The organism is Mesorhizobium sp. M8A.F.Ca.ET.208.01.1.1 (genome assembly GCF_004791315.1).
Taxonomy (GTDB): domain Bacteria; phylum Pseudomonadota; class Alphaproteobacteria; order Rhizobiales; family Rhizobiaceae; genus Mesorhizobium.
On the sequence record NZ_SRUT01000013.1, the window covers coordinates 119,314 to 129,941 of the forward strand.

General features: G+C 60.2%; 6 protein-coding genes and 2 pseudogenes. 6 read left to right on the plus strand and 2 right to left on the minus strand.

Annotated elements, in window-relative coordinates:
- The 4 genes and pseudogenes from EN851_RS32255 to EN851_RS32270 form a co-directional block, all read left to right on the plus strand.
- A pseudogene (locus EN851_RS32255) lies at positions 1-543 on the plus strand (transposase); the annotation flags it as partial.
- Positions 544-851: 308 nt separating this feature from the next.
- The gene (locus EN851_RS32260) at positions 852-1,037 is read left to right on the plus strand and encodes a hypothetical protein (protein WP_135930850.1); all 186 of its coding nucleotides are present in this window, start codon (positions 852-854) and stop codon (positions 1,035-1,037) included.
- Positions 1,024-1,488 (plus strand): annotated as a pseudogene (locus EN851_RS32265) (recombinase family protein); the annotation flags it as partial. The gene EN851_RS32260 and the pseudogene EN851_RS32265, both read left to right, overlap by 14 nt.
- A 200-nt stretch (positions 1,489-1,688) precedes the next feature.
- Complete coding sequence (locus EN851_RS32270) at positions 1,689-1,982, plus strand: DUF5372 family protein (RefSeq protein ID WP_281041113.1); 294 nt, start codon at positions 1,689-1,691, stop codon at positions 1,980-1,982.
- 758 nt (positions 1,983-2,740) lie between these two features.
- On the opposite strand, the gene EN851_RS32280 is transcribed toward EN851_RS32270, so the two are convergent.
- Both EN851_RS32280 and EN851_RS32285 read right to left on the minus strand, forming a co-directional pair.
- Complete coding sequence (locus tag EN851_RS32280; RefSeq protein ID WP_135930851.1) at positions 2,741-4,840, minus strand: prolyl oligopeptidase family serine peptidase; 2,100 nt, start codon at positions 4,838-4,840, stop codon at positions 2,741-2,743.
- Between the two features lie 500 nt (positions 4,841-5,340).
- Positions 5,341-6,147, minus strand: a complete 807-nt coding sequence (locus EN851_RS32285; protein WP_245520857.1) for a gamma-glutamyl-gamma-aminobutyrate hydrolase family protein — start codon at positions 6,145-6,147, stop codon at positions 5,341-5,343.
- 681 nt (positions 6,148-6,828) lie between these two features.
- Here EN851_RS32285 and EN851_RS32290 point away from each other — a divergent pair.
- Both EN851_RS32290 and EN851_RS32295 read left to right on the plus strand, forming a co-directional pair.
- Positions 6,829-8,394 carry a transposase gene (locus EN851_RS32290; protein WP_245520858.1) on the plus strand — a complete coding sequence of 522 codons (1,566 nt, stop codon included), beginning with the start codon at positions 6,829-6,831 and terminating at the stop codon, positions 8,392-8,394.
- A gap of 1,186 nt (positions 8,395-9,580) precedes the next feature.
- On the plus strand, positions 9,581-10,628 hold a 1,048-nt coding region (locus tag EN851_RS32295; protein WP_135930853.1), incomplete at its 3' end, for an ABC transporter substrate-binding protein.

Here is a 10,628-nt window from a genome sequence, read left to right on the forward strand (position 1 = left end):
GCGGTGTTCTACTATTCCCGCGATCGTCGAGGCGAACATCCCGCGGCGCATCTCGCCGGCTGGAGCGGCATTCTGCAGGCCGATGCCTTTGGCGGTTATGGCGAGCTCTATGCGACGGGTCGTCAGCCGGCGCCTGTTATGGAAGCCAGCTGCTGGACCCACAGCCGGCGCAAAGTGTTCGAGCTGGCCGATATCGAAGCGGCGGCGCGCAAGAAGGCGCGCAGCGAGAAGCCCAACCTGGTCTATCCGCTGGCGGTCGAAGCCGTGAAGCGCATCGATGCCCTGTTCGATATCGAACGCGAGATCAACGGCCTGTCGCCAGCCCAACGCCACGCCGTGCGCCAGGAGCGGAGCGCGCGCTTAGTCACCGAGCTCGAGCGCTGGATGATCGAGACGCGCGACAAGCTTTCTCGCGGACACGACCTGAGCAAGGCCTTCAACTACATGCTGCGCCGCTGGTCATCCTTCACCCGGTTCCTCGACGATGGGCGGATCTGCCTATCGAACAATGCAGCCGAGCGAGCCCTGCGCGGCATCGCAATCTCGGGGTCATTCTGCCCATGTTGGGCAGGAGGTCGAAGTCCATTATCGCTGGCATCCGTATTTCGGACGCCGGCTTCGCTGCGAGAACAGCGAAGAACGCGCCAACGGCCGGATCATTCATCTCGTCATCGTGCCGGGGCATGTCATTACCGCTCCGGCCTGGATGATAGATCCCGTGGCGTGCGCAGCAATGGATCTGGGCTCCCCGCGCGCGTCGCTTGCTGCACTGCTTGAACTGAACAAGCTCTTGATCCAGCGCCGTTTCCGGCGAGGCTCTCCGGATGGTTTCATCATCGGGGAGACTCAAAATGAGAACCTTGCCGCCACCGACACGATCTCTCGTGATCGTTCGCCAGCTCAGCATGCCGCTCGACTCGCACAAGCTAGTCGGGCTGAGCGCAGCGCAACGAACGATCGTGATCGCCCGGCTCGCCAATGTGCTGATGGCCGCCGCCGATATCGTGACGGAGGAGAGCCGCGATGACGAGCAGTAATCTGATTCCGGCCACCATCCTCAAGCGCAAGGCCGTCGTCTATGTACGTCAGTCCACGCAGGCGCAAGTGCGGCTCAATCTTGAGAGCCAGCGTCGGCAATATGAGCTGGTCGACGTCGCGCGGCGCTGGGGATTCCGCAAGGTTGAGGTGATCGACGAGGACTTGGGACGCACCGCAAGTGGAGCTGTGGAACGTCCCGGTTTCGAACGCCTGGTCGACGATCTGTGCACCCGTCATGTGGGCGCTGTGCTTTGCCTGGAGGCGTCCCGCCTGTCTCGCAACGGACCGGACTGGCATCGGCTGCTCGAGTTGTGCGGCGAAGTCGATGCACGGGTGATCGATCTGGACGGAGGCTACGATCCGGGACTGCCGAACGATCGCCTGCTGCTCGGCATGAAGGGGAGCATAAGCGAGTTCGAACTCGGGGTGCTGCGTGCTCGCATGGCCGATATGGCGCATCGGCCGGTTGTTCAGCTCCTCGAGCAGTTCGGCGATCGCCGCGTTGAGCTCGGCGATCGAGAAGAAGGATCGGTTCCTCAGCCGCGCCAGAATCCGGCGCTCGACAATCAGCACCGCGCCTTCGACCTTGGCCTTCTTTCAAGTCTAGGACTGCAGTTCGTGCTGACACTCGAGCGCGTATAGAGTTCGAGATCACGCACCCGTTCCATCCGTGGCGCGGCCAGCGCTTCGTGCTGTCGACCCGCAAGCAGAACTGGGGCGAGGACCGCGTCATGTTCTACGACGCGGCGGGACGACTTCGCTCGCTGCTTGCGTCATGGACGGACGTCGCTGAACCCGATGTTTTCATTCAGGTCGCGGCCGGTCGGTCGTTCGTGCGTCCATATGATCTGGCAACCCTGGCGGCGTTGCGGGCGCAGAGAGTCTGCTGCAGAGGCACGGAAAGAGTTCAGTATGAACTGACACTGCACCGTAAAGCAGCGTGAATGATGGGGGACGACCTCCGGGATCGGCTTTCATGAGTCGGGCTCAAACCAGTCCGAACTGCTGCGTGCATGCCGGAATGAGCAGCTGGCAGAAGCCCTCAGGCGGAGCATGGTGCTCGACTTGCAGCATGCGGGCTCCAAATGCATCCGACTAAGACCAAGGTCGTCTATTGGAAAGAGGAAAGGCGCAGGGGAATACCCGAATGTTGCATTCGACTTCCTCGGGCGTCGGTTCCCGGCCGCGACGCCTGGCGAACACACGGCGATATGAATTCCTCTGTGATTACACACATGCGGCCAGCCCAACGAAGTCGATGCGCGCTCGCGGCAGCGCCGGGGACGCGGGCTAAAATCGCGCAACGACTCAATGCATTAAGTGAACCGGAAGCTCAGGGCGTCAATCATGCGTAAGTTCAAGCGCTTTCAATCCCATAACATGCGGGCCAGCCTCTTCGTGAGAAAGCTGGCGCGGGAAAATTAGGATTGGAAGACTTTCGGGACGAATACGTTTGCCTGGTGGGCGCGGTGTGAATCGAGAGGTTCACGCACCGTGCTGAGAGAGGCCGGGGTGAAATTTCCTCCGGCCTACTCACCCCTGGGTCCAAGACCGCTCGGGGATGAGCGCCGCGCGGGCAAAGGCGGAAAGCAGCGTCCCGCATGACCACTGGAAGACGCTGACCCTGATCACCGCTGCGCTGCGACCGCATCGACGCGCGTGCGCTTCGACGGCCCGATCAACCGGGCGCAGCTACGACCGCTCAGCTGCTCGAGCGTCGTAGCTGGTCGAGCACCCATGCCATGCGAAATGCTGTTTGCTCGGCTACGCCAGGCCCATGTGAACCGCCGCTGTGGCCGCCCACCATCCGAATACGAAAGATAAGGTTGGAGTCACGGCCGCCCGAGCAGGACCGACGCTGTGCCACGTAGCGAGCGGGCTGATAATACAAAACTTGGCTGTCGTCGAGCGCCGCGTCGATGTAGGTGGGCGGAAGTGGACGATCGGCGCTGAGGTTATAGTACGGGTCGTAGCTGCGCAGGTACCGATACTCGTCGGCGATGTGGGGGTCTCCGTACTCCGCCGTTTCTCGCAGCGCGTACGGCATCGTGAAATCCAGCTCGGTGTCTAGGAGGTCGGCGAGTGGAACCTCGGCGATCACGGCGCGGAACAAGTCGGGGCGCAAGTTCGCCGTGGCAAGCACGGTACCCCCGCCAGCGCTCGATCCCTCAATGGCAATCCCGTCGCGGGTGGCGATCCCCCGCTCAACGAGCCCCGCGGCGCCGGCGATCAGATCTGTGTAGGTATTACGCTTTTGATAGCGGGTAGCCGCTTCCTGCCAAGGCCGCCCGAGTTCGCCCCCCCCTCGTACGTGCACGATGCCGAAAGCAACTCCGCGATCGAGCAGACTCAAACGCGCGGTCATCGATGAGGGCCAAGTGAAGAACGAGGGCCATCTCGACGTTCCGTAACAGCCATACACATTCAATAATACCGGCCCGGGGCTCGTTCGATCTCGGCGTGAGACCAACGAGATCGGGACCTGCACCCCGTCTTCCGCCTCCGCCATGACGACCGTCGCCACATATTGACCCGCGTCATATCCGGGAACGTGGGCTTGGTGCAGGACTGCCGAGCGATCGTCGGCGAGATCATGCTCAAAGAAGATGTCGGGCGTTACGAATGAGCTAACCGAGTAAAGCAGCTTCGAGCTTCGGAACGGATGTCGTGGGACCGAATAGCTAGCCCCCGTAGACAAGCCGACTCTAACAGTGCAACTCGGCTCGTCGGGAACGATCGTGGCCTCAATCCGCCCGCTTCCGTTACGTGAGACCAATCGAGGACGAAGGCCTTCTCGCTCCAGTACAACCAAGTGGTGTTCGAGCAAGTGGACCTCCTCGAGCGTCACGCCATTCCGATGCGGTATGACCTCTTCCCAGCGCGAGGGCGACGGGTCGTCAATCGGCGCACGCACGAGTCGGTAATACGGTCCGGCGTCATCGAGGTGGAACAGGAACTTGTCTTGCCAGTGCTCTGCAAGGATGTGGTGACCAAATTCACGCGCCACCAAACGGCGCCATCCAGCGTCCGGCTGGTCGGCGGGAAGGCACCACACCTCAACCGGCCCTCGATGAAGGGCCTTTACATCAAGAAACAGCCAGGCGCTGCTATCAGAGCGCCTTATGCCCACATTCAGTCGCTCGTCCGCCTCCTCGAATACCACCTCAGAGTGCCCGGCTGCGACGTCCAGACGGATAAGCTCATGAGTTTGTCGTCGCAGGTCAGCCCGCTCCCTCGTGAAAAACAGGGTATGACCATCCGCGGCCCAGACAACCATGGCAGCACGCCTCGATCCCATCCAGACGTCACGAGCGGTCTCCATATCCCGCACCCAAAGCTCGTAGTTCTCGTCACCGATGACATCGAAGCTGAAGGCCACGTAACGCCCGTCGTCACTCGGCTCGAAGACACCGAGCTTGTAAAAGAGCTCGGCCCCTTCGAGCACGTTCGGATCCATAACAAGCTCGGCCGGATGTCCGGCCACCGGCCGGCGCCACCAGGCCGGATGAGCCAGCCCCTGCTCGTGTCTTTGGAAATACTCAAACCGTCCAACTTGGAAGGCTGGGGGGGCATTCTCGCAAGGCTGATGCCCTTCGATCTCGGCGATGAGTTCCGCCTTAAGACCTTTCAGGTGAGCTGTCGCTTTCTCCGCGTAGCTGTTCTCGGCTTCAAGATACGCGCGGACACCCGGATTCTTCAGGTCCCGAAGCCAACGAAACTGGTCCATCGTGACGTCGTTATGAAGGACCCGGATCCGTGGCTCGACGGAGGGAAGCGGCGGCTGCAAGCCATTATCTCCCATCATATCGCTCCTCAGATCAAAATAAGAGTAAGGATTGCCGCAGCAGACCGCGAACAATATAGTTTGTGCATCGATGCGCCTCCGAGACGATAACGTGCATCCCGTTCAGCGAGCGATTGCGCACAAGATCGCAAACATTTTTCTTATCCGTTCTTGAAGCAAAAGGCCTTCAGCGTAATACCGATGCTTACTGTCAGCCAGACGTAGCGCAAGCATTGATGCGGATTCCATCGGCAACGGCAATCGAAATGCTGTTCTTGTGACGTCCAAATCCAACTCTCGGCCTCATTCTTTGAGGCGGATCACCCAGGTCCAAATCCGAATTGAACTCTAATCGGCGATCAATACCTACATTATTTACATAACCGCCGCCGGAGAGCTGCGTTGTGTCTCACATCATAGACCGGCAATGTTGTGGAGCCGGCGAAGCCCTGGACGGCGTCTACCCGGGCAAGAGCGCCCGGCGTGAGCGCAAAACCAATATGACAGCACCGGCACAATCATCCGGCGGATAGCCGTGTACCGATCCTCGCCGCCACGTGGGCCCGAACCGCATCTCCGAACGCGCGGAAGATACGTTCGGACGCTTCGTCGGACTTCGCCCAGTATTCGGGATGCCACTGGACTCCGACTGCAAAGGTGCGAGCGTTCCGCACCGACACAGCTTCCACGGTTGCATCTTCGGCCACCGCCTCGACCTCAAGCCGCGCACCCAACCGGTCGATCGCCTGGCGGTGGAGCGAATTCACTCTAATTTTGCCTGCGCCGATCACTTCCGCGAGGTAACTGCCGGGCTGGATCGTGACAGTCTGGCGGATGGCGAACTTCTCGTCCCGGCTATCGCTCTGCGGCGCCCGGTGATCAAGCGAGCCGGGACGATCCTGGATTTCAGTCGCAAGCGTGCCGCCGAGCGCAACATTCAATTCCTGAATACCGCGGCAGATGGCAAGCAGCGGAAGCCCATGATCGATTACCTTGCGGATCAAAGGCAGTGTGGTCGAATCGCGCGCTGGGTCATATGGGCCGTTCGCTTCACTCGCGTCACCGCAATAGAGCGAGGGATGCACGTTCGACCCGGAGCCGGTGATTATCACGCCGTCGACAGCAGCGAGGAGTTGGTCGAAGTCAAGCCGATCGCCGAACGAAGGGACCAGCACCGGAAAAACGCCGGCCGCATCTACCGCCGCCTCAAGATACTGCTGGGGTGCCGCGTGCCATAGATAGTTGTAGAGTAGGTGGACATCCGTCGAGACCGCAACGAGCGGCTGATCTACTTCAATGTTCCAATATGCCATTTCTTTTTCCATCGTATTATCATCTTAGATACTAGACTGTAATCAGACTTTGTAGGTATTGAATCTATATCGCGCCCATCTGGAACCTAGATGGCAGCTCTGCCCCTTATTGTGCCGTACCCCCATTCTTTCCCGACAGTCGGAACCCCAATCATGGGTATTGGTGCAACGATCTGCGGCCCCGTTCGCGAGGAAAGAAATAGGGCTGCGAGGCGCGCTACGCGGCGACAATCAAGGCGCTTCCGCTTATAAAATGCACGCACTTCGTTCGGGATATCCCTTTGTCTCGCTTAAAACGGCTGCCAGCAGTCGGCTCTAGAGGATTGGATGGGCTCGCGCCGGTAAATCTGGGCCTTAACAAGGCGGTTGGTCTGGCCTTCTACCCGGCTCATGCCCCAAAGACTGGTTGGCACCCTCAATGTAACGGCCGATGCCTTCTGCGAAGGAGGTCAGCCACTGCCCTAGCGTCGCCAATCTATTGATCGAGGCAGCGCGACCGCGAATTGGTGGAGGGGTCGATGACCGCTCCACATGGGCGGCGGTCCGCCTAAGCACGGTGCTAGTATCAAGCGACATCCGGAAGTGACCCCCGCATTGCCTCAAGCAAAATGTTACCAATAGTGTCGCTGTTCCGAATGGGATGGTCAGGTGTTGTCATCCCGATTCGGAGGATGGATGGCAAGGCGGATCAGCATGGCGACACGGTCGGAATTGGTGGAAGCAATTGTCGAGCGGTATCGATCGGGGAGCCGAAGCGATAAGCGCCTCATCCTCGATGAGTTCGTCGCGGTGACCGGTTATCATCGCAAGCATGCGATCCGAGTGCTCCGTCAACGCGCGTCGAAGATACCTGGCAACAAGAGGCACAGCCTTCGCTATGGCGGCGATGTTCGCGAAGCGCTCGTGGTGTTGTGGGAGGCATCGGAGCGGCTGTGTTCCAAACGGCTGCGGCCGTTGATACCTGTCTTGCTGCCAGCGCTTGAACGGCATGGCCGGCTAGAGCTCGATGCCGCGCTCCGCGGCAAGCTGCTGACAATAAGCCCGGCGACGATGGATCGGCTTTTGGCGGAGGTACGTGTTGTGGCTCGCGGCGGCCAGCGCCGGCGAGCAGGAATGAGTTCGGCGGTTCGCCGATCGGTGCCGGTGCGCACCTTCGGGGACTGGAATGATCCGCCGCCCGGTTACGTCGAGGTCGATTTCGTGGCGCATTCCGGCACATCTTCGTCCGGCAGCTTTGTGCAGACGATGGTGTTGACCGATATTGCCACGGGGTGGACTGAATGCGTTCCGGTCCGCACACGCGACAGCGGCAATGTGATTGTGGCGATCAAGCAGGCCCGCTCGTTCTTTCCCTTCCCCCTGCTCGGCGTAGATTTCGACAACGACAGCGCCTTCATGAACGAGTTCGTCGTCTCCTGGTACCGCAGCGAGGAACTGGAAGTGACGCGCTCGCGCGCCTATCGAAAGAATGACCAGGCGCATGTGGAGCAGAAGAATGGCGCCATCGTGCGTCGCCTGGTGGGGTATGGTCGGTTTGTCGGCGCGGAGGCGACGGCCGCGCTTGGTAAACTTTATGCTGTCGTGCGGCTTTACGGCAATCTGTTCCAACCGTCATTCAAGCTTCAGGAGAAGACGCGGATCGGCGCTCGTGTGATCAAGCGCTATCATCCGCCAGTTCCGCCTGCGGCCCGTGTCCTTGCACATCCGGGTGTGGCCGAGGCCGACAAGCAGCGGCTCCAGGCGATGATGGAAACCGCCGATCCCGTGCTGCTGTTTGCTGGTATCCGCGCCGCGCAGGAGGAGCTTGGGCGGCGGGTCGATCGTCGTGGCCTGAATGCGAAGATTGAGGAGCCGGCCGTTATCGATCTCCAGCGCTTCGCCGCGAATCTGAAGACGGCCTGGAAGAGTGGCGAGACCCGACCAACGCATCGGCGGCCGTATCGGCGGACCAAACCCTATCCGAAGAGACCCAGCATGTACGAGCCGTTCGAGGCGCAGATCAAGGGATGGCTCGAGGAAGAGCCGGCGCTCTCGGCAGCAAGTGTGTTGCAACGCCTGACAAAGATCGACCCCTCGCGCTTTAAGGAAAAGAACCTGAGAATGGTGCAACGGCTTGTGAAGGTCTGGCGCATGGAAATGGCTGGGCTGACCATCCTCGATGGCGGTTGGATGAAGAGCTGGCCGCTATCTCCCTCCGCCGCGACGGATGGAGAAAGGGCCCATGTCGGCCCTATCGCGTTCGGTAACATTCCTCGGTGAGGCAATAGGGGGGCAGTTTTCCATGTCGCCCGACAGCTAGATTTCGGTCCACAGCTGGAGCCCGTTGTCTTGACCTTCCATCCAGCCCTTATCAAGATACGTCTCGAAAATAATCTATGAGGACGGAGCGCGAGCGCGGCCGCCGGTGATCGGGCTCAGCACCCGCTGCAGGCCAGCGTTCGGGAGTTCTCACGTTCACGCCAATCGGAGGCGATCTATCGCGGGAAGAGAACGGGCTTCCGTAACTGAAGGATTTCAGTATAGAACTCGCTGCGCCGGCTGCGCCTCGAGTGGCGCAGGCAATAAAGCTTCGGGAACTTTCTATCGGTGTTTCCGGCTCGCTTTCGGCGTTCTGATCATTTCCGACGCCAAGCCGTTTCGGCGGACGCTGACTGCCTTGCGCGGCGGCCAGCCGCAGCGCTTTCGCCCATTTCTGGAAGATTCCAAGCGGTCGAATGTACCGCGACCGATGCCCTCAATGCCAGGATAGGGTTCCAGCCATAATTCAATCGTGTCGGCATTTCGATCCAGTAATAATTCAGGTCGCGGTTGCGCTCCAGATCGCAGACGATCCTTCCATGGCGATGCCAACCACCCGCGGCACTTACGGCGGCTCGAATCCGTCCGCGCCGATAATCCGCAACAGTGTGTCGCGTCACCGGCATGCGAGCCTCTCCGACCAGGCGCGAACTCGGCTCACCCCACCGCAACGCCGATCGCCCTTTGGCTTTCGCCGAGCCAAACCGCGGGCCAGCGGGCGAGGTGTCCGGAACAAGACAGTCCATGTGATCCTCCATGACTACCGCGCACACAACATGCGCAAGACCCGCACTTGGCTCGCCCTTCGCCAGGCTGACCTTGCCCTTCAGGTCAAGCTCTCGCTCGTGGGTAAACGCCCGTCGAAGCGTTCGGTACCAAGTTTCAGTGAAGCAGGTGCTCGCGACAGGTCTGATGGCGTCCCGACGACGCGCTGCGCTGCAAGTCTGTGTTGCTACGGCGTCAAAATTTATTCGGGGAAATTGTGCGCCTACGCGGTAAAAATGCCGTTTTCCTGCACGAGCATAGGCACGATTCATGCAACGCGACACGTGGCTGCGGGTACTGATACCCGGAAGGGAGGTCGCATTGCGGCCCCCAGGGAACACCCAGGGAACACATAGCAAACCTATAATGAGGAGCATCCAGGATGTCGCAAGAACTTGACTATCTAAGCCGCCGCGTCGTTGCGGGTCGGCTTAGCCGACGTGATTTTCTGAGCCGTGCCACGGTGCTCGGCGTCTCGGCGACATTCGCGAATTCGCTTCTCGCCAACGCCGTGCGGGCCCAAGGCCCGGTCCGCGGTGGCATCCTCAAGGGCGGCGCCGGGGGCGGTGGGTCGACCGACAGCCTCGATCCGGCGTCCGCCTCGGAGTTGGTTTCACTCTTCGGCTATTGTTGGGGCGAGTATCTCGTGGCGTTGGCGCCCGACGGCGGACTTGAGAACCGCCTCGCCGAGGAAATCGGCTCATCCAAAGACGCCAAAGTGTGGACCTTCAAAATTCGTAAGGATGTCGAGTTCCACGATGGCAAGACCGTGACAGCGAAAGATGTGCTGGCCACGCTCGAGCGTCATTCCGACGCGAACTCAAAATCGGGTGCGCTAGGCCTGCTGACGAGCATCGATACCATGAAGGCGAGTGGCGACGAGGTGGTTGTGACGCTGAAGGGCGCGAATGCTGATTTCCCTTATCTGATGACCGATTATCATCTTGTGATTCAGCCGAACGGCGGCAAGGACAATCCGGCCGCCGGCATCGGTGCCGGCCCTTACAAGGTGGCAGTGAACGAGCCCGGCGTCCGCTACGGGGGCGAGCGCTTCGCCAATTTCTGGCAGTCCGACAAGATGGGCTTCGCCGATCAGGTTGAGATCTTAGCCATCAACGACAACACGGCCCGGGTATCTGCCCTGCAGGCCGGCCAGGTACATATGATCTATGGGGTCGAGCCTAAAGTCGTTGATCTCATCAAGCGCGTGCCTAACCTGAAGGTAGTGCCCACCTCGGGTCCCGGCTATTGTTGCTTCAACATGTTCTGCGACACGCCACCGTTTGACAACAATGATCTGAGAATGGCGCTGAAGCTTGCCATTGACCGCGAAGAGATGCTGGACAAGATCCTGAGCGGCTACGGAACGGTCGGCAACGACTTCCCGATCAACGCTGGATATCCGCTGTCCCCTGATGACATCGAGCAGC